Here is a 23,355-nt window from a genome sequence, read left to right on the forward strand (position 1 = left end):
AAAAGCGAGAAGTGTTACCCATGTCTCAGGAACGATCTGTCACCTATGTCTCAGGACGCACAGATCTCCCAAAAGCCTCTACGGACCAGCGACCTGAAGCCCATCGGGGTTTCGGTCGACGCGACATGTCTCACGCAAGGCATGTCGCCTCCGCCGGCCCCGCCGACAGGGGTCGTCATGCGTCCGAGCTATCTCGCCCGCCGCGACGGGCGCTACCTCCTCCAGATGCGGGTGAGCGCCGCCGCCGTTCCCGTTCCCGTTCTCGGCTCGCGTCTCCCTCGGTTATCCTCGCGCACCCCAGATTCGAAAGCCGCGAGGCGGAGGCTGGTCATGGCGTTGAAAGGGGCGAGGGAGGCCGTGGCGGCGCCGGACCTGCGCGCGTCGGGGGGCAGCTCATGCTCGGGCAGCTGCGCCGGTACGAGGCCACTCCAGGGAGCGCTACGGGCGCAAGGGCGCGCCCACCTCGTCGAGCAGCGAATCGGACCAAAGGCCGTGCCGTAGATTTCAATATTCATCACGGGGGAGGCTGGAAACAAAGCGCTCCGACCTCGCTTTCCGAGAGAATAGCCGGGCATCGGACGTTCCGCGGCACCGCCGCGTTCGACGGCTCTCGGCCCGAAGCCGCCTCGAGCTCCGGTGGGCATCGTCGACGCGGGCGTCTGCCGTCGTTCATGTCAGTCGGTCGTCGCCTGTCGTACCCTTCGACAGATGCAAAGGAGCGTAGCCACGGCGGCTCATGTCGATGAAAGCACCCAGCACCGGAGCACGCGCGTCTCGCCTCCACGCGATACCGACGCTCACGGGGTCGAACGCCTCCTCGAAAACGAGGAAGCGGACGTTCGGCATATGGAGGTTACGCGCCACGGAGGGGACGATCGCGACACCCATGTTCGCGCTGACCAGCCCCACGACCGTGTGGATCTGCGTCGCGTTCTGCACGAGGCGGGGCACGAAGCCGCCGCGCTCGCACATGGTGACGATGCGCCCGTAGAAGAGCGGGCTGTTGCGCTGCGAGAACAGGATGAAGCTCTCCTGCGACAGCTCAGCTATTGAGACGCGATCGCGCCCGCCCAGAGGATGCGAGCCGGGCACGGCGAGGAGGAAGTCCTGCTCCTCCAGAACCGCGTGGTCGAGGAGTGGATCGGCGATGGGCGGGCGCAGGAGGCCGATGTCGATGCGCCGCTCGGCGAGCGCCTCCAGCTGCTCCTGGATCGTCATCTCGTAGAGATCGAGCCGCACCGACGGATAGGCGTCGCGGAAGCGTCGCAGGAGCTGGGGCGCGATGCCGTAGGTGGAGGAATGGATGAAGCCGATCGCGAGCTGCCCGACCTCCCCCGCGACGACGCGCTTCACCTCGTCGGCCGCCTTGTCGATGTCCGCCAGGATGCGATAGGCGCGCTCCAGGAAGGCGGCGCCCGCCGCGGTCAGCGTCACCGCACGCTGCGTGCGCTCCAGGAGGAGGACGCCGAGGCGCTCCTCCAGCTGTGCGATCTGCCGGCTCAGCGCCGGCTGGGCGATGTGGAGGCGCTGCGCCGCACGGCCGAAATGGAGCTCTTCCGCCACGTGGACGAAGGAACGGATGAGTCGCGTCTCGAGCATGCCGGTCTCCCCTCGATGCCGAACGGGCATCAATGTGGTGCCGACAATATATTGGACACAACGTCGGGCCAATTCCTAACCTCCCCGCCAACGAAGAACATCGAAGGGAGGTCTTCCGTGACCCTCGGATTCCGCGTCCTGACCGGCCATGTCCGCGCCGATGCCGAGCGGGTGCGCGCGCTCGGCGAGATCCCGTGTGCGATCCTCAGCGACAATCTCGGCCGGATGGTCGCCGGCGGGGCGCGGCTGCGCCCCATGCACCGGGGCGGGCGCCTCGCCGGGACGGCGCTGACGGTGAAGACGCGCCCCGGCGACAACCTGATGATCCACAAGGCCGCCGACATGGCCGAGCCCGGCGACGTCATCGTCGTCGACGCCGGCGGGGACCTCACGAACGCGCTGATCGGCGAGCTGATCATCGCGCATGCCCGCTCGCGCGGCGTCGTCGGCTTCGTCGTCGACGGCGCGGTGCGCGACATGGATGCGATCGGCCAAGACGACTTCCCCGTCTATGCCGCTGGCGTGAGCCATCGCGGCCCCTACAAGGACGGGCCGGGCGAGGTGAACGTACCGATCGCGCTCGACGGGATGGTGATCGAGCCGGGCGACGTGATCGTCGGCGACCTCGACGGGGTCGTCGCGGTGCCGCGCGCCCACGCGGCCGAGATCGCCGCCGCGGGGCGCGCCCAGATGGAGCGCGAGACGAAGACCCTCGCCGCCATAGCCGGTGCGGGCTGGGACCGCGCCTGGGTCGACGAGATCCTCCGGGAGAAGGGCTGCGCGGGCGTCTGACGCCCACGCGACCCGTACCGGATCCACCAACGAGACGCCCGCCAAGGGCGCGCCGCGACATCGCAACGAAAGGGAGAAAACGCATGATGCCGTCCAGGAGAACCGTGCTCTCGACCGCCCTCGGCCTCGCGGCCGCCCTCGGCGCGAGCGCCGCCCCCGCCGTCGCGCAGGGCTGGGAACCCACCCGACCGATCCAGATCGTCGTCGGCTTCGCGCCGGGCGGCGGCACCGACCAGACGGCGCGCCTCATCGCGTCCGCGGCGCAGGAGCTGTTTCCCGTCCCGCTCGTCGTGGTCAATCGCCCCGGCGCCTCCGGCACGCTCGCGGCCGAGATCGTCGCCAATGCCGAGCCCGACGGGCACACGCTCCTCGTCGGCGGCGGCAGCGAGAGCACCTCGGTGCCCAACCACATGGAGACCAACTACAGCCTCGACCAGTTCCGCGGCGTCGTGCGCGTCAACCGCGAGCACATGGTCATCGTCACGAAGGCGGGCAGCGGGCTCGATTCCGTCGAGGCCGTCGTCGCGCGTGCCAAGGAGAACCCGGGCGATCTCGCCTACGCCTCCTCCGGCCCCGCCGGCATCCTGCATTCGGCCTTCCTCGTCTTCGAGAAGGAAGCCGGCATCGAGATACAGCACGTGCCCTACCAGGGCGGCGCGCCGGCGCTGGCGGCGCTGCTCGGCGGCCATGTCGACCTCGCCATCATCACGCCGGGCGACGCCAAGGCGCAGATGGACGCCGGCAACGTCTACGCCATCGCCACGACCTCCGACCGCGCGCCGCAGATCCCGGACGTGCCGGCGCTCTCCGAGCTCGGCTATGCCGTCAACCTCGAGAACATGAAGGGGCTCGTCGCACCCGCCGCGACGCCCGACGAGGCGATCGCCTACATGCAGGAGCGGTTCGCGGAGGCGATGCGGTCCGACACCTTCGCCACGCTCGCCGCGCGCGCCGACATCGAGCCCGGCTATCTGAGCGGCGAGGACTTCGAGGCCGCGATGACCGAGATGTCCGCCGCCATCCGCGCGGCCATCGGCGAGCGGCCGGAGGCGAACTGATGAACGCCCCCCGCCTCCTCGGGATCGTCGTCGCCGCCCTCGCGCTGGGCTACCTGCTGGTCCTGGTGCCCGATCTCGGCGGCGACCCGTTCTCGGGAGGCGGGCGGTTCTACACGGTCGGCCCTTCCGCGTTGCCCTATCTCGCGGGCGGGCTGGTCCTGCTCTTCTCCGTCGCGGTCGCGCTCGAGGCGAAACCCGCGACGGGAGACGCCGACGGGAGCGGGAGCGGGAGCCGGGGCCTCGGCCTCGGTCTCCTCTTCGTCGGGCTGACGCTGGCCTACGCGCTCGGCATGCTCCTCGTCGGCTTCCTCGCGGCCTCGATCCTCTTCCTCGCCGCGGTGTTCGCGCTCTACCGGCCCCGTTCCTGGGTCGTCGCGGGGATCCTCGCGATCGTCGTGCCGATCGTGGTCGACGTGATCCTGCGCGAGCTCTTCCTCATTCCCCTTCCGTCGGGCCGGCTGTTCTGAGCCGGCCGGAGCGTTCCGATGGACCCGCTTTCCCTCGCCCTGTGGGGCTTCACGACGCCCGCGGTGTTCCTCACGCTGCTCGGCTCCGTGGTGATCGGCCTCGTCATCGGCGCGATCCCGGGCCTCTCCGTGAACATCGCGGTGGCGCTCGCCGTGCCGCTGACGATCTTCATGCCGACCGAGCAGGCGCTGGTCATGCTCATCGGCCTCTACGGCTCGGGCATCTTCGGCGGCTCGATCTCGGCGATCCTGCTCAACGCACCCGGTACGCCCGCGTCCGCCGCGACGATCTTCGACGGCTTTCCCATGGCGCGCGCCGGGCTCGCGACGAAGGCGCTGCGGGTCTCGCTCATCGCCTCCGTGTTCGGCTCGGTGTTCTCCATCGCGCTCCTCGTGATGCTCGCCCCGCAGCTCGCCGACTTCGCCCTGCGCTTCGGGCCCGTGGAGATCGCCTCGCTGCTGTTCTTCACCTTCCTCATCATCGGCGTGCTGTCGGGCGGCTCGCTGATGAAGGGGCTCCTGTCCGCCTCGATCGGGATGGCGCTCGCCACCATCGGCTCGGACCCGATGCTCGGCATCCCGCGCTTCACCTTCGGCTCGACCTCGCTGATGGACGGGCTCACCTACGTGCCGCTGCTGGTGGGCTTGTTCGCGCTGGCCGAGATCATCGAGGAGGCGACGAAGGGCTTCTCGAAGAGCGCCCAGAAGGTCGAGCTCGCCGCGGAGGACCGCGCCGCCAACCGCGTCACGGGCAAGGAGCTCAAATCGATGGGCCTGCCGATGCTGAGGGCGTCCGCCATCGGCTCGGCCATCGGCATCCTGCCGGGCATCGGCGCGACCATCGCCTCCTTCCTCGCCTATGCGGACGCCAAGCGCTCCGCCAAGGACGCCTCGTGCTTCGGCAAGGGCGACATCCGCGGCGTCGCGGCCTCGGAGAGCTCGAACAACGCCGTCGTCGGCGCGACCTTCATCCCGACGCTGGCGCTCGGCATCCCCGGCGACGCGGTCACCGCGATCCTGCTCGGCGCCCTCGTGCTCCAGGGCGTGGCGCCCGGGCCGCTGATCTTCATGACGGCGCCGGGGATCGTCTACACGATCTACGTCGCGCTCTTCCTGTCGACGATCCTGATGGGCGTGATCGGCTACTTCGCCGTGCGCCCGCTGGCGATGACGCTGCGCATCCCGAAGATCTACCTGATGCCCTGCGTGGCCCTCGTCTGCGTCGCCGGCAGCTATGTCGCGCGCAACAACATCGTGGACCTGTTCGTGATGATCGGCGCGGGCGTGCTCGGCTTCGTGTTCAACCGCACCGGCGTGCCGGTGGCGCCGCTGCTCATCACCTTCATCATCACCCCGCCCTTCGAGGAGGCGCTGCGCCAGGCGCTGACGCGCTCGCAGGGCTCCTTCGCGCCGTTCCTGACGAACCCCGTCACGATCGGCCTCGCGCTCGTCGCGATCCTCCTCGTGCTCCTCTCGGCCCGGCGCGAGCGCGCGCTCGCCCGCCGGGCCCGCGAGGCGGCGGACACCCCAGCATCGGAAGGTAGAGCATGATCGACACGGTCGGCTTCATCGGCCTCGGCGTGATGGGTGCGGGCATGGCCCGCAACATCCTCGCCGCCGGCCATCCCCTCGTCGTCACCACCTCCTCGCGGGAGAAGGCCGACGCCTTCGCCGCGGCCGGCTCCACCGTGGTCGCGACGCCCGCCGACGTCGCGCGGGCGGCGCGGATCGTCGTCACCTGCGTCCCCGAGGCGAGCGCGCTCGAGACCGTCGTCTCCGGCGAGACCGGCCTCGCGTCGGCGTCGTGGGAGGGTGGTCTCCTCGTCGACTGCAGCACCATCGCGCCGTTCGAGGCGCAGGCGGTGGAGAAGACCCTCGCCGGGGTCGGCGCGCGGATGATCGACGCGCCGGTGAGCGGCGGCAGGAAGGGGGCGGACGAGGGCGCGCTCACCATCATGGTCGGAGGCGACGCGAACGACGTCGCCCGCGCGCGGCCGGTGCTCGACGCCATGGGCAAGGCGGTCCACCACGTGGGCCCGCTCGGCGCGGGGCAGACGTTGAAGGCCTGCAACCAGCTCATGGTCGCGGTGAACATGATGGGCGCCTTCGAGGCGATCGCGCTGGCGCGCGCCGCCGGCGTCGATCCGCACGTGATGCGCGCGGTGCTCTCGACGGGCGCGGCGCGCAGCGGCGTCCTCGAGATGCACGCCGAGCGCTACGTCGACGACGCGCTCGAGGGCGGCTTCCGAGCCGAGCTGATGCGCAAGGATCTCGGCATCGCTGCAGCGCTCGGCACCCATTACAGGCGTACCCAGCCGGCCACCGCGCTCGCGCGGGAGATGATGCAGGCGACCTGCAACGCGGGCTTCGCCACGCTCGACAGCGCGGCGATGGGACGGCTCTACGACCTCCTCAACGGTCGCGGACGGGGAGACGCGTGATGGCCCGCGCGTTCCCCGTTGCGCGGCTTCGCGCCTTCGCCGTCTCCGTCTTCGCCGCCGCCGGCCTGAGCGAGGCCGACGCGCAGACCGTCGCCGACGTCCTCGTCCACGCGGACCTGCGCGGTCACGGCTCGCACGGGCTCACCCGCATCCCGATCTACGCGAAGCGCGTCGTCGCGGGCGCCGTGAAGGCGCGCCCCGAGATCCGCATCGAGCGGCCCTCGCCGGGCTTCCTCCACGTCGACGGCGACAACGGGCCCGGTCCGGTCGTGACGCTGCGCGCCCTCGAGGCCGCGATCGAGGCCGCGCGCGAGCAGGGCGTCGTCGCCGCCTCGATCGCGCATTCCAACCACAACGGCGCCGGCTCCTTCTACGTCGAGAAGGCGATCGCCGCCGGCTGCCTCGCCTTCGCCATGACGAACGCGCCGCCGTCCATGGCGGTGTTCGGCGGGCGCGAGGCCGTGATCGGAACGAACCCGGTCACCTTCGGCGCGCCGACGACGAGCGAGGCGCCGCTCCTCCTCGACATGGCGACCTCCGTCGTCGCGCGGGGCAAGATCGTCGAGGGCGCCAAGCGCGGGGAGACGATCCCGCCCGGCTGGGCGCTCGATCGCGAGGGGCGCCCGACGACGGACGCCAGCGCCGCGGAGAAGGGCGTCGTCCTGCCCTTCGGCGGCGCCAAGGGCTCGGCGCTCGCGATCATGGTCGAGGTGCTCACGGGCGTGCTCGCCGGCGGGCGGTTCGCCGGGTCGATGGGCAACCTCTATTCCGATTACGAGCTGACGCAGGACGTCGGGCACTTCCTCCTCGTCGTCGACCTCTCGCGCACCCATCTCGGCGCCGGCTTCGCCGAGCGCACCGGCGCGCTCGTCGCCGAGCTCAAGGGCAGCGCCACGGCGGACGGGTTCGAGCGCATCCGCATGCCGGGCGAGGTCGAGGCCGAGCGTGCCGCCGACGTCGCGGCGCGGGGCATCGCCCTGCCCGACAACGTCGTCGCCGATCTCGACGCCATCGCGCGCGAGGTCGGCGCCGCGCCGCTCGGGGACGAGGGAGGCGGCGCATGAGCGCGGATGCGGCCGCGGGCGGCGGCGGCCCGCCGACCATCGTCTTCCTCGATCGCGACACGCTTCCGCCGAGCGTGCGGCTGCGGGACTTCGCCCGCCCGGCGCGGCTCGTCGTGCACGACCGCACGCGGCCGGACGAGGTCGCCCCGCGCATCGCCGACGCCGACATCGTCGTCACCAACAAGACGCCCATCGGCGCCGCCGCGATCGCCGGCGCCCCGCGGCTGAGGCTCGTCGCGGTCGCCGCCACCGGCTACGACCCGGTCGACGTCGAGGCCTGCAGGGCGGCGGGCATCCGCGTGGCGAACATCCGCACCTACGCGACGAGCACGCTCCCCGAGCACACCTTCGCGCTGATCCTGGCCCTGCGCCGCTCCCTCGTGCCCTACGCGCGCTCGGTGACGCGGGGACGCTGGGAGGAGGCCGGGCAGTTCTGCTACTTCGACTACCCCATCGCCGACCTCGCCGGCTCGACGCTGGGCGTCGTCGGCGACGGCGCGCTGGGCAAGGCGGTCGCGCGCATCGGCGAGGCGTTCGGCATGGAGGTCCTGTTCTCCTCCTACAAGGGCGTCGCGGGGATGGGGCCGCTCTACACGCCCTTCGAGGAGGTCATGGCGCGATCCGACGTGATCACGCTCCACTGCCCGCTCACGCCGCAGACGCGCAACCTGATCTCGGACGCGGAATTCGCGCTGATGCGCCGCGCGCCGCTGCTGATCAACACCGCCCGCGGCGGGCTCGTGGACGAAGCGGCGCTCGCGCGGGCGCTGGATGCGGGGCTCGTGTCCGGGGCAGGCATCGACGTGACTTCCCCGGAGCCTCCGGGCGCCGATCACCCGATCCACTCGCTGGCGCGCCGCGAGAACGTCATCGTCACGCCCCACGTCGCGTGGGCGAGCCGAGAGGCGACGCAGGGACTGGGCGATCAGCTCGTCGACAACATCGACGCCTTCCTCGCCGGCAAGCCGCGGAACCTCGTTTGGTAGAACGATGAATGGTTTCTGTAGCGCCTCGGTAGGACGGCGCCCGCTCCGTGCCGGCTTGCGACCGGTTCCCTCCGTGCGTCCCGCACAAATCTTGCCAGGCTAGTTCTCCACCCGAGGCTATGCATCCAATGGGTACGAGGCCGCTTTCGGTCCATTTCGGACGTTGACGATGGTCGACGGATGCGCCATCGAGATCTGATCGGACGGTTGCGGAGACGTGCGATCGTGGCGATTGCCGCTTCATCGAAGGCGGAATTTCAAATGCTCCACCATCTCCCGCGAGCCGAACACGAGCGGTGTGCGTTCGTGCAGGCTCGCCGCCGCGACGTCCAGTACGCGGTTGCCGTCGCCGACGACGGCGCGTCCGCCCGCAGCCTCGACGAGGAGCGCCATCGGCGCCGCCTCGTAGACGAGCCGGAGGCGGCCCTTCGCATAGCCGCGGCGCGTATCGCCCGGATAGAGGAAGATGCCACCGCGCTCGAGGATGCGGTAGGCTTCCGCGACGAGCGACGCGATCCAGCGCATGTTGAAATCACGCCCCGCCGGCCCCTCGGCACCCGCGATCCGCTCGTCGAACCAGCTTTGCAGCGCCGCCGCCCAATGCCGCCGGTTGGACGCGTTTATCGCGAACTCGCGCGCGTCCTCCGGACAGCGCACCGCGTGCTCGGCGAGACGGAACGCCCCGTCGTCGGGATCGCGGACATAGACGTCGACATGGTCGCCCATCGTCACCACGAGGGCCGTCAGCGGGCCGTAGATCACGAAGCCGGCCGCGAGTTGCTCCCGCCCCGGCGACAGAAACGTCGCGCGCGGGTCGTCGCGGGCCGGGCGAATCGAAAAGATCGTCCCGAGCGGCGCGTTGACGGCGATATTCGACGATCCGTCCAGCGGATCGAGCGCGACCGCCAGCGGCGCGCCTCGCGTCAGCGCCTCGACGTCGGCGCGTTCCTCGGAAGCGAGCCAGCGCACGGGTGCGCCGGCGAGCGCCTCGTGCATCAGCCGATCGGCGATGAGATCGAGCCGCGTCTGCGCATCCGCGCCACCGGCCGCACCGATCACCGTCTCGTCGAGCGCTCCCCCGAGCGATCCGCGAGCGATCACGCGCGCGAGGCGCGCGCAGGCGCCGGCGAGCGCACGGACGGTGCGGGCAACGGGGTCGTCGCCCGCGAGGACGGCGTCGAGCGGCGTGCCGAGCGGCGGGCTCACCGGTCGAGCCGCGCGGCGATGCCGTCCGCGAGCGCGCCGACGATCAGGCTGCACGAGGTCGCGCCCGCATCGAGAACGCCCTTCGAGCGCTCGCCGAGCCGACTCGCCCGGCCGATCTTGGCGACGAGGTCGCGGGTGCGCTCGCGTCCGTCGATCGCGGCCTGCTTCGTCGCCGCGAGCGCCTCGGGGAAGTCCTTGCCCTCTGCGGCCGCGGCCTCGGCGGTTTCGACGGCGGGGACGAGTGCGTCGAGCATGGTCTTGTCGCCGACCTTCGCCGCGCCGACGCTTTCGACGCCCGCGAGCCCCGCCCGCAGCATCGACGCGAACTTCGCGACGTCGATCGTTTCCGCGTCCTCGATCGCCTCGGCCGTCTCGATGAACATCATGCCGTAGAGCGGCCCCATCGAACCGCCGATCTCCGACATCAGGACTTGGCCGAGTGCGTCGAGCGCCTCCGCCAGCGAGGTCTCCCGCCCCGCGAGCCGCTCGGCCGCGCGGGAGAAGCCCTTCGCCATGTTCACGCCGTGGTCGCCGTCGCCGATCCTGCCGTCGATCTCGCTGAGATAGGCCCGGTTCTCGACGATGACGGCCGCGATCTCGGACACGATCGCACCCGAACCGGCATTGCGTAGCGTCGCCATGATGTCTCCTCGCGAACCGTCTCAGAAGCCGGGGCAGGCGGTCTCGACCTCGAGCAGCGCCTCGAGTTCCTCGTCGAGCGCCATCACGGTGAGCGTCGCGCCGACCATCTCCAGCGAGGTGAAGTAATCGCCGACATACGATTTCGCGAGGACGAGCCCCCGCGCTTCGATCTGCGCGGCGATGCGATCGTAGAGCACGTAGAGCTCGTTGCGCGGCGTCGCCCCGAGCCCGGAGACGAGCACCGCGACGCGGGTGCCGGCGGGGAGATCGTGATCGTCGAGGACGATGCGCACCATCTCGTCGGCTATCTCGTTCGCCGGCTTCAGATCCTCCACCGCGACACCCGGCTCGCCGTGATGGCCGATGCCGACCTCCATCTTGCCGGGCTCGATCGCGAAGTTCGGACGCCCCACCGCCGGCAGCGTGCACGGCGCGAGGCCGACTCCCACCGAGCGGCAGGCGTCGATCGCCTTCTGCGCCGTATCGCGCACCTCGGCGAGCGAGGCGCCCGATGCGGCTTTCGCGCCGCCGACCTTCCACATGAAGATCTCGCCCGCCACCCCGCGGCGCTTCTCGCGCTCATCTTTCGGGGCGGAGGAGACGTCGTCGTTGGCGACGACGGTGAGCACCTCGATCCCCGCCTTGGCGGCGAGCTTCTGGGCCATCTTCACGTTCATGTTGTCGCCGGCGTAATTGCCGTAGAGCACGACGACACCCGCGCCGCCGTTCGACGCCTCGATCGCGTCGTGAAAGCTCTTCGCGGTCGGCGAGGAGAACAATTCACCGACCGCGACCGCGTCCACCATGTTGCGCCCCGTATAGCCGATGAATGCCGGCTCGTGCCCCGAGCCGCCGCCGGTGACGACGCCGACCTTGCCCTCGACGGGCGCAGCCGTCGAGACGACGACGCGCGGATTGCCGGGGTCGAGCCGCACCAGTTCGGCGTGGGCGCGCACGAAGCCGCGGACGGTTTCGTCGACGATGTCGTCGGGATTGTTGACGAAGCGCTGCATGGCGTTTCCTCGTTCGTCTTTCGTTGTCGGGCGGACTCGACCGCTCACTCGGCCGCTCACTTGACGGTGTATCCGCCGTCGATCAGCAAGTCGGCGCCGTTGATCATCGCAGCCGCATCGGACGCGAGGAAGACGGCGGCCGCCGCGATTTCGGCGGGCTCAGCGAAGCGACCGGTCGGGATCAGCCCCTTCATCGCCTCGCCCTTGTCGCCGGACCAGGCCTTCTTGCCGAGCTCGGTGAGGACGACGGTGGGCGAGATCGTGTTGACCGTGATGCCGTGTCGGCCCCACTCGAGCGCCATGGTCTTCGTCATGCCGATGACGGCGAATTTCGAGGCGCAATAGGCGACGTGCCCGTCTATGGCGACGCTGCCGGCCTGGGAGGCGAGGTTGACGATCCGCCCGTGGCCGCGCGCGATCATCCGCCGCCCCACCGCCTGAGCGACGATGAACGAGCCGGTGAGATTGACGTCCATCGTGCGCCGCCAGGCGGCGAGGGTGATCTCCTCCGCAGGAGCGAGATCGACGATCCCGGCCGAGTTCACCAGGATGTCGATACGGCCGAAATCGGCGTCGATCGCGGAGACGGCCGCCTCGACGCTCGCCTCGTCGGAGACGTCGGCGCCGTAGGCCCGCGCGTCCCGCAGGCCGGACGCCCTCGTCCGCGCCGCCGTCTCGTCGCGGTCGACGAGCGCGACGCGGGCGCCCTTGGCGGCGAAGGCGTCGACGATGGCCGCGCCGATACCCGACGCGGCCCCGGTGACGAGGGCGACCTTGCCGTCGAGCGGAAAGCCGAGATCGAGCGATGCGGGTGCGTGCGTCATGCCGGAACCTGTCGGAGTGGGAAGCGCGAGGAAGCCGGGCCTGGCGCATGTGTGTGGGTGCGGCCGGGCCCGGCCCTAGTCGATCACTGACGGCGCTCGAGCAGAGCGTCGACGTTCTCCATCGTCACGGGGGTCCACGGCACGTTGTACTCCGCTTCCGTGCCGCCGGCCCACGCCATGTCCGGATACTGCTCCCAGATGTCGGACATCGGCGCATGATCCTCCTCCGTCGCCGCCTGGATGGCGAGATCGAGGGCGCCCTGCGCCTGGGCGCGCGCGTCCTGGAGGATCGAGCTCATCTCGTCGCGCTTCACCGCCATGAGCGCATCCGTGACGCCGTCGATGCCGGCGATGGCGAAGTCGTCGACCGCGAGCCCGGCGGCCTTGATCGCCTCGATGGCGCCGAGTGCCATCTCGTCGTTCTGGCCGATGACACCGTCGATCTCACCCGGATGCGCGGTGATCCAGTTCTCCATCAGCGTCTGCGCCTCGGCGCGTGACCAATTGGCGGTCTGTTGCTGGAGCACGGTCACGTTCGGGCACTCGGCGAGAGCCTTCTCGTTGCCCTCGAGGCGCTGGATCTGCGCCGACTGACCGATCGGGCCCTCGATGATCACGACGTTGCCCTCGCAGCCGATGGCGTCGAGCACGATCTTCGCCTCCATGTAGCCGGACTGAACGTCGTCCGAGCCGACATAGGCGGTGAGGAGATCGGAATTGACGCGGGTGTTCGAGCCGATCACGGGGATGCCGGCATCTGCCGCCGCCTGGACGGCGGTCGCGCCCGCTTCGATGTCGATCGGCACGAAGATGATCGCGTCGAAGCCCTGCGTGATCATCGTCTCGAACTGCTCCTGCTGCACGAGTGCGTCGTAGCGGCCGTCGAAGATCGTGAGATCGACCATGCCGCTCTCGACCGCCGGATGCTCCTCGAGCGCGGCCGACCAGATCTGCATGAACTCGGCCTGCAGCCCATAGACGGCCGCGCCGATCTTCAAGGGCTCGTCCTGCGCCGAGGCGGCGCCCGATGCCAGGCTCGCCGCTGCGGCGATGGCGATGAGATGACGCTTCATGTCGTTCCCTCCGGTTCTGTGTGTTCGCCGATGCGCCGCATCTTCGCGGGCACCACTCTTCAAGCGGTCATTCCCGCTTGTTCCGGGACTGGTCGAGCATCACCGCAGCCACGATGAGCATGCCCTTGATGACCAGCTGGTAGTAGGATTCGACCCCCATCAGATCGAGGCCGTTGTTGACGACGCCGATCAGGAGCGCCCCGATCAGCGTGCCCGTGACGCGCCCGACGCCGCCGGCGAGGCTGGTCCCGCCGATGACGACGGCGGCGATCGCGTCGAGTTCGTAGGCGACGCCCGCCTGCGGCAGGGCGGAGCCGGTGCGCGCGGCGAGCATCATCCCCGCGAGGCCGGCGAGCGCGCCGGAGATCACGAAGACGAGCAGCCGGATGCGCGTGACGTCGATGCCGGACACGGTCGCGGCATGCGGATTGCCGCCCGCCGCATAGACGTGCCGCCCGAAGCGGGTCTGCGACAACACCCACCATGAGACGAGGAAGACGAGGCCGAAGATCACCACCGGCATCGGCACGCCGAGCACGTCGCCCGTCCCGATCCAGCGGAATTCCGGCGTCAGCGCGGGCACCGGTCTCCCGTCGACGTAGAGCAGGGTCAGGCCGCGCGCGATCGAGAGCATGCCGAGCGTCGCGACGAAGGCGGGTACCGAGAAGCGCGCGACGACGACGCCGTTCACCGCGCCCGCCGCCGCGCCGACGAGGAGGCCGGCGGCGAGCGCCAGCACGACGGGGTAAGGCCCGCCCGCCACCATCGCCGTCGAGGACGTCGTCGCCAGCGAGGCGGCGACGACGCCCGCGAGCGCCACTACCGATCCCACGGAGAGGTCGATGCCGCGCGCCAGGATGACGAAGGTCAGACCGATGGCCAGAATGCCGTTGATCGCGGTCTGGCGAAGCACGTTGAGGATGTTGCGCGTGGTGAGGAAGTACTCGTTCAGGAGCGACAGCGCGACGCACACGACGACGAGCGCGATGAGGATGCCCCAGCGCTGCGCCGCGCTCGTCGCCCTGCGCTTCGTCTTCTCCCCGACGACGGGCTCGCGCTCCTTCTCCACCACGCTCGACATCCGACCTCCCGCTTTTCGATCCGTCGTCCCGCGCGCGCTCAGGTCGCGAGGTGAAGCAAGTTCTGCGCGTTCATGTCCGCGCCCGAGATCGTCCCGGCCATGCGCCCGTCGCGCATGACCACGACGCGATCGGCCATGCCGAGCACCTCGTCGACCTCCGACGAGACGAGCAGCACGGTGCCGCCCGCCGCGGCGAAATCCGACATGATCCGGTAGATCTCCCGCTTGGCGCCGACGTCGACGCCGCGGGTCGGCTCGTCGAGGAGCAGGATGCGCGGCTCGGTCAAGAACCATTTGCCGAGCACCACCTTCTGCTGGTTGCCGCCCGACAGGTTGACGACGCCGAGCCGGTCCGACGCGGTCTTGATGTCGAACATGGCGATCATGCGCTCGGCCGCGTCCGCCTCCCGGCGCCGGCTCATCACCGGGCCGAAGCCGAGTGCGCCGAGCCTCGCGAGACAGATGTTGGCGCGCACGTCCTCGGTGAGGACGAGGCCGGAGCCCTTGCGGTCTTCGGTGACGAAGGCGAGGCCGGCCGAGATGGCGTCCGCCGGCGAGCGCAGCATCACCTTTTCGCCGCCGATGCGGATTTCGCCGGCGTGCTCGTGCGCGAGGCCGAACAGGCGTTCGAAAATCTCGGTGCGGCCCGAGCCCATCAGCCCGTAGAAGCCGAGAATCTCGCCGCGACGCGCCTCGAAGGCGACGTCTCGCACACCGTTGCGGCTCGCGAGACCTTCGACCGAGAGCGCGATCTCGTCGCGCGGCACGTTCTCCTTGACGAATTCCTCGCTCAGCTTGCGCCCGACGATGAGCTGGACGAGCCTGTCTTTGCTCACGTCGGCGAGATCGCCCGCCTCGACGAAGCGCCCGTCGCGGAAGACCGTGTAGTCGTCGGCGATGTCGAAGATTTCCGAAAGTCGATGGCTGACGTAGACGATGCCCTTGCCCTCGGCCTTGAGCGCCGAGATCGCCTGGAAAAGGTGATCGGCCTCGTGCTCGCCGAGCGCCGAAGTCGGCTCGTCCATGATGATGACATCGGAATCGTAGCTCAGCGCCTTGGCGATCTCGACGAGCTGCACTTCCGCGACCGACAGATCCATCATGAGGTCCGTCGGCGCGAGCACGAAGCGGAGACGTTCGAGCAGCGCCGCCGCCGCGATGTTCATGTTCTCGAAATCGACGCGGCCGAAGCGGCCGATCGGTTCGCGCCCGAGATAGATGTTCTCCGCGACCGTCATCGCGGGGACGGGGCTCAGCTCCTGCTCGATGATGGAGATGCCGGCCGCCAGCGCCTCGGACGGCGAGGAGAAAGCGACGGGGCGACCACGCAGGCGGACCTCGCCGGCGTCTCGCGCGTGGATGCCCATGAGGATCTTCAGAAAGGTCGACTTGCCGGCGCCGTTGCCGCCGCACAGCGCGTGGACGGAGCCCGCACGCAGCCGGAAACGCCCGTCGACGAGCGCCGCAACGCCCGAGAACGACTTGCGAAGACCCTCGGCCTCGAGCAGCGGCTCGCTCAACGTCGCCTCCTCCTCTTGTGCTTTTGCACAACATTATGAGCGAATGATCGTATCCGTCAAGGCGGAGATCGCCCCGGAGTCGGTCGGGAACGGGTTTGCGCCGCAGCATTCGTGCTGCATGGCGGTAAAGTTGTACCGTTTTCGCATTCCAGAACGTTCATTGCCCACTCCGAAGGGCGGCTGCGTCGGTGCTGCGGATTGACTTTTGATCACACAGCGGTCAAATGCACAAACAGCTTTCGTACTAGGAGGTCCATGATGCGGCTCGCGATCGGCTGCGACGAAGCGGGGTTCGCGCTCAAGGAAGCGCTCAAAGACGCGCTGGCTCCCCGTGGTTACGAGCTGACGGATTACGGTGTCGGCGAAGGCGAGACGGCGCTCTATCCCGACGTCGCCATCGCGGTCGGGGAGGCGGTCGCGCGCGGTGCGCACGACCGGGCGATCCTGATTTGCGGCACCGGCATCGGCGTCGCGATCAGCGCCAACAAGGTCAAGGGCGTGCGCGCCGCACAGGCGCACGACACCTATTCGGCGGAGCGGGCGCAGAAGAGCAACGATGCGCAGATCCTCTGCCTCGGCGCACGGGTCATCGGCCACGAACTGGCCAAGACCGTCGTCGACGCGTGGCTCGGCTCCCATTTCGAGGGCGGTCGTTCCGCGCCCAAGGTCGAGCGGATCCGCTCCTACGAAGCCGGCCCTGCGGCTTGAACGGGTCTCGCGCCCACCCGCGCGCGCCTATATAGTCGCGCAGGGTACGGCGCCGCTGGTTGAAGGGTGCCCGGGGGCCGGCGGATGGATCGACCGAGGAAACCACAGTCCACCGCGGAGACCTCGACGGTCGGTCAGCTCGCCGAGATCGCGCGGCGCTACTACATCGAGGGCGAAACGCAGGACGCCATCGCCCGCGCACTCGATCTCTCGCGCATGAAGGTCAACCGCATGCTGCGCGAGGCGCAGGACGCGGGGCTCGTCGAAATCCGCGTGCGCTTCCACTCATCGCAAACCCGCGAGCTCGAGGCGGAATTCTGCGAACGCTTCGGCCTCAAGCACTTGCTCGTCGCACCGGAAGCGCGCTCCATCGAGCAACAGCGCACCAATGTCGCGACACTGGTGAGCCATTTCCTCGAGTCGAACCTGCGCGAGAACAGCGTGGTGACGGTCGGCATGGGCCGCAACGTGGCGCGGGTCGCGGCCGTCCAGACGAGCCGGGCCTTCGATCAGATCACCTTCGTTTCCGGCTCCGGCGGCGCCTCGGAGGCGGGGGCCGAGGGCAATGCCGACCACATCTGCCGTGCGCTGGCGCGCCGCTTCGGCGGGACGGCGACGACGCTCTACGCGCCGGCCCACGTGCCGGACGGAGCGCTGCGCGAGGCGTTGATGCGGCACGAGACCGTGCGCCGCACGCTCAATCTCGCCCGCAGCGCCGACTACGCGCTCATCGGCATCGGTGATCTCGGGCCCGACAGCCACATGGCGCGCATGGGCTGGTTCGGCCCCGACGAACTCAAGCGCGCCCAGGCGGCCGGCGTCGTCGGCGACCTGATGGGCTACGACTTCTTCGACATCGAAGGCCGTCCCTGCAACGAGGAGATCGGCGGGCGCGTCATCGGCCTCTCCCGCGACGATCTCTCGCGCATTTCCAACACGATCGCGATCGCCTCCGAACCGAGCAAGACGACCGCCATCCTCGGCGCCTTGCGCACCGGCGCCATCGACATCCTGGCGACCAGCCTCCTCAACTGCATCGCCATCCGCGATTGGATCGGGAAAAGGTAAGTACAGACGGAGTATGCCAGGCGGAGGTCGAGCACGTGCCGGATACGAAACCCCGGCCTTGAAGGAGCCGCTCGGGATCGCCGTGCCGCTGCGGCTTCGCACGGCGGCGGGAGATCCGGCCTTCATCTCCACCGTGACCGTGTTCGGGACGCCGACCGACATCACGCTCACGGAGATCGCCATCGAAGACTCCTTCCCCGCGGACGATGCGACGAAGCGGGCGCTGCGCGGCGATCGCGCCGAGCGTCCGGCGTGATGTCGGCGCTGCCCTGCCTGCGGCGTCCTCGGCGCGGACAAGGGGAATGGACGATGGCTTACGTCGACGGTTTCATCATCGCAGTCCCGAAGGACGGTCTCGTGGATTACGAAGCGCTCGCGCAGGTCGCGGGCGAAGTCTGGAAGGAACACGGCGCGCTCGCGTATGTCGAGGCGCTCGCCGATGACGTCCCCTACGGAGAGCTCACCTCGTTCCCGCGCTCCGTCCTGGCGACGGAGGACGAGATCGTCGTCTTCTCGTGGATCGTCTACCCGTCGCGGCCCGCGCGCGACGCGATCTGGCAGAAGGTGACCGCCGACCCGCGCATGAGGGAGACCATGGAAGCCCCTCCCTTCGACACGAAGCGCATGATCTGGGGCGGCTTCACGCCCTTCGTCGAACTCTGACACCAGGAGAGCACGCGATGCGGATTTCGGCGAACATCACCTTCGACGGACGCGCGAGAGAGGCGTTCTCGTTCTATCGGGACCTTCTGGGAGGCGAACTCGTCATGCTGCGCTACGCCGACCTGCCCGACATGGGCGAGGTCCCCGAGCGGGCGAAGGAACGCCTTGCCCATGTGCAGTTGCGTGTCGGCGATCAGGTGCTGATGGGAGGCGACATGCACTGGTCCATGCCCTACGCCCCGCCGCGCAGTGCCTGGATCACGCTGGAAGTGGAGCGCGCCGCCGAGGCGAAGCGCCTGTTCGCGGCGCTCGCGGAGGGCGGCGAGATCGGCATGCCGATGGCGGCGACGTCCTGGTCGTCGGCCTTCGGCATGACGACCGATCGATTCGGCGCGCCCTGGATCGTCACCGCCGATGCGCAGGAGGGGGTATGATGCCGTCCGAAGGGTGCGCCGCCACGGCTCGAAGGCTTCGTTCCGGCAGCAGAGCCTGATGCCTGCTCGTGCCGCCAGACAAGGCTGGCTCGATGCGGGCTCGTCGAGCCTCGTCGAGCTTCGGCAACGCTATCGGCTCTTGGATGCCTTCCGCTACGACTATGCGGCGCCGAGCGTGCCCTGTTCGGAAATCTCGCGCCTTTCCCCGTCGGGATTCGTCGAGACGTACCCGGGGCTGTGGGTGAGCGAAGCCTCGGCCGAGACCGTCTCCGCCGTGCGCGGTGCGGCTGGCGGCCGCACCCCGAACGGAGCATGATCGCGTGTCGGGACGCGCCGCGCTCGTGCGTCCTCGATCGCCTGTCCCCCGCGGAGCGTCCCGATGCCCGAGCCCTGCGCGATCGCCGATGCGTTGACGACGGCGCGGCCGCGCGCGCTCGCGGCTCTGCTGCGCCGGTTCCGTGATCTCGATGCGGCCCAGGACGCCTTCCAGGAGGCGTGCCTGCGGGCGTTGAGAACCTGGCCCGAACGCGGCGTGCCCTCCGACCCGCTCGCCTGGCTCGTTCTCGTGGGCCGCAACGCCGGCACGGACCGCGTGCGGCGCCGCTCCCGCGACGTGCCGCTGCCGCCGGAAGACGCGCTGTCGGACGTCTCCGATGCGGAATCGCCGCTCGTCGAGCGCATGGACCACGCGACCTGCGGCGACGACGTGCTGCGGCTGCTGTTCGTCTGCTGCCGTCCCGAACTGCCGCCGGCGCACCAGATCGCGCTCGCCCTGAAAGTCGTCTGCGGCCTGTCCGTGGCCGAGATCGCCCGCGCCTTCCTCGTCTCGGAGAGCGCGATGGAGCAGCGGATCACCCGCGCAAAGCGCGCCATCGCCAGGGCGGGCATATGCTTCGAGGTCCCCACCGCCGAGGAGCGCGAGATGCGGCTCGCCGCGGTCGCGGCGGCGCTCTACCTCCTCTTCAACGAAGGCCATTGCGGCGAGGCGCCGGAGGGCGGCCCGCGGGCCGGGTTCTGCGACGAAGCGATCCGCCTCGCGCGGCTTCTCGTCGACCTGTTTCCCGGCACGGCCGAACTCGAGGGGCTCCTTGCGCTGATGCTCCTGCACCGCGCCCGTGCGGGCGCGCGCCGCGACGACGACGGGGCCCTCGTCCCGCTGGAGGCGCAGGACCGCCGTCTCTGGGACGCGGAGGCCATTGAGGAGGGCCTCGCGCGCCTCGCCCGCGTCGAAGCCGCCGACGCATCCGGGCCTTACGTCCTGCAAGCCGCCATCGCCGCGGAGCACGCGCGCTGCGCGGACGCCGCCGGCTGCGACTGGCGCCGCATCGCGTTCCTCTACGCCATGCTGGAGCAGGTCCAGCCGACGCCGGTGGTGCGCCTCAACCGCGCCGTGGCGGTGGCGAAGACCTTCGGGCCGCAGGCGGCACTGTCGCTGATCGACGACCTCGCCGGACCGCTCGAGGGCTATCTTCCCTTTCACGACGTGCGCGGCGCGCTCCTCACCCAGCTCGGACGCGGCGCGGAGGCGCAGCGCGCCTTCACCACCGCGCTGGCACTCGCGACCGGCGAAGCACAGGCCGCGCGGCTGCGGCGGACCCTGGCGGGGTTGGCGGGTGAGACCGGGAGGCGCTGACTCCGCGGCTCACGGCGCGGTGCTGCTCGTCCCGTCGCGGTCGCGTCCGTAGCGCCGCGCGAGGTCGAACCGCGGCCTCGATCTCGTCGTCCGTCCGCCCGAAGACCGACGAGCCGCAGCCCCGGCAGAAGTGACGCCCAGCATACTCGCCCGTCTCGCCCTCCAGGGCGACGGCGTCTTCGGAGAAGATCGCCGAGCCTCTTCGGCCACCCACGTCGGGCCGCCTGGGTCGACGTGCTTCGACCGCCGTTGCCGACACGACGGGCGTCAGCGAGAGCAGAAGGAGGCGAGGCGCGGTTCTTGACCATGGGAGACGAGTGTATCTACACTGACTGGATGTCGATCGACGAGACTCGTGCCTGCCTCTGCCTCGCTTCCCGCCGCGCCGCGCGCTCGATCACGGCCGCGTTCGACCGCGCGCTGAAGCCGCACGGCCTGCGGGCGACGCAGTTCACGCTTCTCTCTGTGCTCGCCATCAAGGGACCGACGCGGATCGGCACGCTGGCGACGATCGTCGGCACCGAACGCACGACCATGACCCGCAACGTCGCCGTGGCGGAGAAGGCGGGCCTCGTCGCCACGCGCCGCGACGACGAGGACGCGCGCCAGCGGCTCGTCGGTATCAGCGCGCGGGGACGGGCCGTTCTGGAGGAGGCGTTCGTGACGTGGCGGCGGGTTCAAGGCGATCTCGCCGCGGGGCTGGGGATCGAGGCGGTGGACGGCTTGCGCCGCTTCGCGGCGGCAGGCCGCCGCCCGGCGAGGGGGGCGATGTCGTGATCACCGAACGACGCCCGTCTCGCGATCGGCTCCGTCCCGCACGACCACCAGCGACGCGGGTCCTCTCCCCGATCGTGGGTCTCGTCTGCGACGGCCCTTTCGCGGAGGCCCGCGACTACGCCGCCACCGTGTGCGCCGCGCGGGGCGAGCGGGAGACGCTCCCGGCGCCGGCGCGCGATCTCGCGCAACGGTGATCTTCGCTGTCGGCGCGAGGGACGCGCGCGCGTCCTCGTGCAGCGACAGGTCTCTCGGCGACGAGGCGCGATCGATGATCACGATCTACGGACGTGGACGCGGCTTCCGCGTCGTTCGGCTTCTGGAAGAGATGGGGCTGCCCTACCGCCTGAGAGACGTCGACATGCGCGCAGGCGTCGAGAACGATGCGGAGTTTCTGCGCATCAATCCCGCGGGGTTCATTCCGGCTCTGGTGGACGGCAGCGCCACGATGGTCGAGTCGATCGCGATCATGGAATACCTGATGGCGCGCTACGGTCCGACGCCGCTTTCGCCCGAACCGACCTCGACGGCCTATCCGGCCTACCAGCAGTTCCTGCATCTCGGCGAGGCGGGCATGGCGGCTGCGGTCTTTTTCGCCGGCAACGCGCGCCGGCTGCCGACCGAGGCGGAGCGCTCGAACCCGACGGCGCGCCATGCGCTCCGGCAATACGAGAACCGGCTGACGCTCGTGAGGCGGCAGCTCGACAGGACGCCGTATCTCGCCGGCGAGGCGTTCACCGCCGCCGACATATCGGTCGCCTACGCCATCGACCTGGCCGAGCGTTTCGCCGACGTCGCGCCGGGCGCCGAGGAAGCGGCTCACCTGGCGAGGGTTCGCACGCGCGACGCCTACGCGCGCGCAGTCGCCGCTTGTGCGAAGGCCGCGCCGTGAGGCCCACCATCACCGCCTTCGCCACCTCGCCCGACCGCGGCCGCGGCCTCGCCCGCGACATGCCGGTGCGCTGGGCGCTGGAGGAAGCGGGGATCGCCTACGACGTGCGGCTCCTGTCGTTCGCCGAGATGAAAGAGCCGGCGCATCTGGCGCTCCAACCCTTCGCGCAGATCCCCACCTTCGAGGACGGGGACGTCGTGCTGTTCGAGACCTGCGCCATCGTGCTGCACGTCGCGGACCCGAGCGACGCGCTGCTCCCGCGTGGTCCGGCCGCGCGGGCGCGGGCGATCTCGTGGACATCGGCGGCGGTCGGCACGATCGAGCCGCCGATCGTCGAACGCGAGACGATGCTGCTTCTGGAGCGCGACGCGCCCTGGTTCGCTGACCGCCTGCCCCGGGCCGAGGAGCGCGTGACCCGTCGACTCGCTCAGCTCTCCGCGCGGCTCGGCGAGCGGGATTGGCTCGAGGACGGGTTCGGCTGCGGCGATCTGATGATGGTGAGCGTCTTGCGCCGGCTCGGTGGATCGGACCTCCTCGCCACGTTCCCGAACCTCGTCGCCTACGTCGCACGCGGCGAAGCGCGCCCGGCCTTCGCCCGCGCCTTCGCCGCGCAGCGCGCCGTGTTCGAGCGGACGAATGAGGGATCTCCCTCGCGATCCTCGTCTTGATCACGAACAGACCACTTGCCCCTTCGGCGGCGATGTTCGTGCGGAGCATCGACGTTTCGATGCAGCCCCAGCTGTCGGAAGAGCGCGCATGATCGCCGACATCGAAGACTACTTTTCCAAGGGTTGCGGGCGGTGCGACCGATTCGATACGAAGGATTGCTCAACCAAAAGCTGGGCGCGAGGTCTGGCGACACTGCGTGACATCTGCCTGTCGGCAGGTCTCGTGGAGGCGGTGAAGTGGGGCCAGCCGTGTTATTCGTACGCGAAACGCAACGTCGAGCGATCGGACACGCGCGTCGAGTGCATCGCGGTGTTCCGCGACAGGATTTTCGACGGCAAAGGTGCGACGGAGACGTGACGTGGAACGGACCTCGACGCAGCGATCCCACCTCGGCGCCGACTTCCTCGCGGTCAATCCGTTCGGCAAGGTCCCCGCGCTCGTCGACGGCGACGTGCGCATCGCCGAGTCGGCGGCAATTTCGCTGTACTTCGCCGAGCGCTACGGCAGCGTGCGCTTCATCCCCGCCGATCCCGCGACCCGGACCGAGATGTACCAGTGGATATTCTTCCTCGTCACCGAGATCGAGCAACCGCTCTGGCGCGAAGCGTCGCACACCGCGATGCACGCGGAACACGGGCCGCGATCCGAGGAGGTCGCGCTCGCGCATCGGAACTGCCGCCGCATGCTGGTGCCCCTCGAGGCGCACATGAACGGCAGAGACTGCTTCACCTGAGATGCACGTCAAGAT

The 23,355-nt window shown here is 69.9% G+C and carries 27 protein-coding genes and 1 pseudogene; 19 read left to right on the forward strand and 9 right to left on the reverse strand.

Annotated features, from left to right (window positions below; all coding sequences use genetic code 11):
- Positions 1-669: 669 nt before the first annotated feature.
- Complete coding sequence (locus AB9M23_RS11700; RefSeq protein WP_372424727.1) at positions 670-1,599, reverse strand: LysR family transcriptional regulator; 930 nt, start codon at positions 1,597-1,599, stop codon at positions 670-672.
- A gap of 117 nt (positions 1,600-1,716) precedes the next feature.
- On the opposite strand from AB9M23_RS11700, the gene AB9M23_RS11705 reads away from it, so the two are divergent.
- The 7 genes from AB9M23_RS11705 (at position 1,717) to AB9M23_RS11735 (ending at position 8,407) form a co-directional block, all read left to right on the forward strand.
- Entirely contained in the window at positions 1,717-2,391 is a 675-nt protein-coding gene (locus tag AB9M23_RS11705) for an RraA family protein (protein ID WP_372424728.1), read from the forward strand.
- 83 nt (positions 2,392-2,474) lie between these two features.
- Positions 2,475-3,449 carry a Bug family tripartite tricarboxylate transporter substrate binding protein gene (locus AB9M23_RS11710; RefSeq protein ID WP_372424729.1) on the forward strand — a complete coding sequence of 325 codons (975 nt, stop codon included), beginning with the start codon at positions 2,475-2,477 and terminating at the stop codon, positions 3,447-3,449.
- Entirely contained in the window at positions 3,449-3,916 is a 468-nt protein-coding gene (locus AB9M23_RS11715) for a tripartite tricarboxylate transporter TctB family protein (RefSeq protein ID WP_372424730.1), read from the forward strand. Before AB9M23_RS11710 ends, AB9M23_RS11715 begins: the two co-directional genes overlap by 1 nt.
- Before the next feature lie 18 nt (positions 3,917-3,934).
- Entirely contained in the window at positions 3,935-5,467 is a 1,533-nt protein-coding gene (locus tag AB9M23_RS11720) for a tripartite tricarboxylate transporter permease (protein WP_372424731.1), read from the forward strand.
- Positions 5,464-6,357: an NAD(P)-dependent oxidoreductase gene (locus AB9M23_RS11725; RefSeq protein ID WP_372424732.1), complete on the forward strand. Its 894-nt coding sequence runs from the start codon at positions 5,464-5,466 to the stop codon at positions 6,355-6,357. Before AB9M23_RS11720 ends, AB9M23_RS11725 begins: the two co-directional genes overlap by 4 nt.
- Positions 6,357-7,421 (forward strand): Ldh family oxidoreductase, encoded by a 1,065-nt coding sequence (locus AB9M23_RS11730; protein ID WP_372424733.1) that lies wholly within the window; start codon positions 6,357-6,359, stop codon positions 7,419-7,421. Before AB9M23_RS11725 ends, AB9M23_RS11730 begins: the two co-directional genes overlap by 1 nt.
- The gene (locus AB9M23_RS11735; RefSeq protein ID WP_372424734.1) at positions 7,418-8,407 is read left to right on the forward strand and encodes a D-2-hydroxyacid dehydrogenase; all 990 of its coding nucleotides are present in this window, start codon (positions 7,418-7,420) and stop codon (positions 8,405-8,407) included. The genes AB9M23_RS11730 and AB9M23_RS11735 overlap by 4 nt, the downstream gene beginning before the upstream one ends.
- A gap of 240 nt (positions 8,408-8,647) precedes the next feature.
- On the opposite strand, the gene AB9M23_RS11740 is transcribed toward AB9M23_RS11735, so the two are convergent.
- The 7 genes from AB9M23_RS11740 to AB9M23_RS11770 all read right to left on the reverse strand — a co-directional run bounded on the left by AB9M23_RS11740 (position 8,648) and on the right by AB9M23_RS11770 (position 15,766).
- Positions 8,648-9,667: a class 1 fructose-bisphosphatase gene (locus tag AB9M23_RS11740; protein ID WP_372424735.1), complete on the reverse strand. Its 1,020-nt coding sequence runs from the start codon at positions 9,665-9,667 to the stop codon at positions 8,648-8,650.
- Positions 9,610-10,254 (reverse strand): dihydroxyacetone kinase subunit DhaL, encoded by a 645-nt coding sequence (dhaL, locus tag AB9M23_RS11745; RefSeq protein WP_372424736.1) that lies wholly within the window; start codon positions 10,252-10,254, stop codon positions 9,610-9,612. The genes AB9M23_RS11740 and dhaL overlap by 58 nt, the downstream gene beginning before the upstream one ends.
- A 21-nt stretch (positions 10,255-10,275) precedes the next feature.
- Positions 10,276-11,268: a dihydroxyacetone kinase subunit DhaK gene (locus AB9M23_RS11750; protein ID WP_372424737.1), complete on the reverse strand. Its 993-nt coding sequence runs from the start codon at positions 11,266-11,268 to the stop codon at positions 10,276-10,278.
- A 56-nt stretch (positions 11,269-11,324) separates the two neighbouring features.
- Positions 11,325-12,092: a GolD/DthD family dehydrogenase gene (locus AB9M23_RS11755; RefSeq protein WP_372424738.1), complete on the reverse strand. Its 768-nt coding sequence runs from the start codon at positions 12,090-12,092 to the stop codon at positions 11,325-11,327.
- A gap of 83 nt (positions 12,093-12,175) precedes the next feature.
- Positions 12,176-13,165 (reverse strand): substrate-binding domain-containing protein, encoded by a 990-nt coding sequence (locus AB9M23_RS11760; protein ID WP_372424739.1) that lies wholly within the window; start codon positions 13,163-13,165, stop codon positions 12,176-12,178.
- A gap of 67 nt (positions 13,166-13,232) precedes the next feature.
- Positions 13,233-14,246, reverse strand: coding sequence for an ABC transporter permease (locus tag AB9M23_RS11765; protein ID WP_372424740.1), 1,014 nt, complete (start codon positions 14,244-14,246; stop codon positions 13,233-13,235).
- Positions 14,247-14,284: 38 nt separating this feature from the next.
- Positions 14,285-15,766, reverse strand: a complete 1,482-nt coding sequence (locus AB9M23_RS11770) for a sugar ABC transporter ATP-binding protein (protein ID WP_372424741.1) — start codon at positions 15,764-15,766, stop codon at positions 14,285-14,287.
- 258 nt (positions 15,767-16,024) lie between these two features.
- Between AB9M23_RS11770 and rpiB the strand changes: the two genes are divergently transcribed.
- The 7 genes from rpiB to AB9M23_RS11805 all read left to right on the forward strand — a co-directional run bounded on the left by rpiB (position 16,025) and on the right by AB9M23_RS11805 (position 20,272).
- Entirely contained in the window at positions 16,025-16,474 is a 450-nt protein-coding gene (rpiB, locus tag AB9M23_RS11775; RefSeq protein ID WP_372424742.1) for a ribose 5-phosphate isomerase B, read from the forward strand.
- 84 nt (positions 16,475-16,558) lie between these two features.
- Positions 16,559-17,542: a sugar-binding transcriptional regulator gene (locus AB9M23_RS11780; RefSeq protein ID WP_372424743.1), complete on the forward strand. Its 984-nt coding sequence runs from the start codon at positions 16,559-16,561 to the stop codon at positions 17,540-17,542.
- 58 nt (positions 17,543-17,600) lie between these two features.
- On the forward strand, positions 17,601-17,798 hold the full coding sequence (locus AB9M23_RS11785; protein ID WP_372424744.1) for a hypothetical protein: 198 nt from the start codon (positions 17,601-17,603) through the stop codon (positions 17,796-17,798).
- A 53-nt stretch (positions 17,799-17,851) separates the two neighbouring features.
- Entirely contained in the window at positions 17,852-18,205 is a 354-nt protein-coding gene (locus AB9M23_RS11790) for a DUF1428 domain-containing protein (RefSeq protein ID WP_372424745.1), read from the forward strand.
- A gap of 17 nt (positions 18,206-18,222) precedes the next feature.
- Positions 18,223-18,639 (forward strand): VOC family protein, encoded by a 417-nt coding sequence (locus AB9M23_RS11795; RefSeq protein ID WP_372424746.1) that lies wholly within the window; start codon positions 18,223-18,225, stop codon positions 18,637-18,639.
- A gap of 13 nt (positions 18,640-18,652) precedes the next feature.
- Positions 18,653-18,955, forward strand: coding sequence for a hypothetical protein (locus AB9M23_RS11800; protein WP_372424747.1), 303 nt, complete (start codon positions 18,653-18,655; stop codon positions 18,953-18,955).
- A 63-nt stretch (positions 18,956-19,018) separates the two neighbouring features.
- A complete protein-coding gene (locus AB9M23_RS11805; RefSeq protein ID WP_372424748.1) occupies positions 19,019-20,272 on the forward strand; it encodes an RNA polymerase sigma factor in 1,254 nt (417 codons plus the stop codon).
- A 76-nt stretch (positions 20,273-20,348) separates the two neighbouring features.
- Here the strand turns inward: AB9M23_RS11805 and AB9M23_RS11810 are convergent.
- A pseudogene (locus AB9M23_RS11810) lies at positions 20,349-20,468 on the reverse strand (GFA family protein); the annotation flags it as partial.
- 110 nt (positions 20,469-20,578) lie between these two features.
- Between AB9M23_RS11810 and AB9M23_RS11815 the strand changes: the two are divergent.
- The 5 genes from AB9M23_RS11815 (at position 20,579) to AB9M23_RS11835 (ending at position 23,340) form a co-directional block, all read left to right on the forward strand.
- Positions 20,579-21,049 (forward strand): MarR family winged helix-turn-helix transcriptional regulator, encoded by a 471-nt coding sequence (locus AB9M23_RS11815; RefSeq protein ID WP_372424932.1) that lies wholly within the window; start codon positions 20,579-20,581, stop codon positions 21,047-21,049.
- A gap of 268 nt (positions 21,050-21,317) precedes the next feature.
- Positions 21,318-21,938: a glutathione S-transferase family protein gene (locus AB9M23_RS11820; RefSeq protein WP_372424749.1), complete on the forward strand. Its 621-nt coding sequence runs from the start codon at positions 21,318-21,320 to the stop codon at positions 21,936-21,938.
- Complete coding sequence (locus AB9M23_RS11825; protein WP_372424750.1) at positions 21,935-22,606, forward strand: glutathione S-transferase family protein; 672 nt, start codon at positions 21,935-21,937, stop codon at positions 22,604-22,606. The genes AB9M23_RS11820 and AB9M23_RS11825 overlap by 4 nt, the downstream gene beginning before the upstream one ends.
- 88 nt (positions 22,607-22,694) lie before the next feature.
- Complete coding sequence (locus tag AB9M23_RS11830) at positions 22,695-22,964, forward strand: hypothetical protein (RefSeq protein WP_372424751.1); 270 nt, start codon at positions 22,695-22,697, stop codon at positions 22,962-22,964.
- 1 nt (position 22,965) lies between these two features.
- Entirely contained in the window at positions 22,966-23,340 is a 375-nt protein-coding gene (locus AB9M23_RS11835) for a glutathione S-transferase family protein (RefSeq protein ID WP_372424752.1), read from the forward strand.
- The last annotated feature ends 15 nt before the right edge of the window (positions 23,341-23,355 follow it).

It is taken from the genome of Salinarimonas chemoclinalis (assembly GCF_041514305.1).
Taxonomy (GTDB): Bacteria; Pseudomonadota; Alphaproteobacteria; order Rhizobiales; family Beijerinckiaceae; genus Salinarimonas; species Salinarimonas chemoclinalis.